Source organism: Xanthomonas pisi DSM 18956 (assembly GCF_001010415.1).
Classification (GTDB): domain Bacteria; phylum Pseudomonadota; class Gammaproteobacteria; order Xanthomonadales; family Xanthomonadaceae; genus Xanthomonas; species Xanthomonas pisi.
Map to the genome: position 1 here is coordinate 1 of NZ_JPLE01000161.1, position 346 is coordinate 346.

Annotated in this window: 1 pseudogene; it reads right to left on the reverse strand. The window is 43.1% G+C overall.

From position 1 onward, the window contains the following. Positions 1-346, reverse strand: a pseudogene (locus Y887_RS20720) (hypothetical protein); the annotation flags it as partial.

Sequence of the window (346 nt, forward strand, 5' to 3'; positions counted from 1 at the left end):
GCGTCCGCTTTGTTAGGTGATTTGACTCCACGCTTTGCCATGTCCTTTTTGGATTCAACTTTGAACTTGCCAAGAACAGAAGTGTCTTTGCGCGGCGCTGACATCTCAAAAAGAAACGTCTCAATCTCTTCAGTAGTCCAAGCTGGAATCCCAAGTTCCGGTATACCATCGGTGTCAATTGAAATCAATTCATCAGTCGGATATACGGCTTGCCCAGTTGCATATTCGTATGTCTTTCTGAATCTCTCTGCAATTTCAGTCCCCTTTTGCGCTTTTATGTTTGCGAAATGGTCTTTATTGAGTATTTCAACGTGTGGTAGGTCAAGAAAAACGTCATCAGGATCAT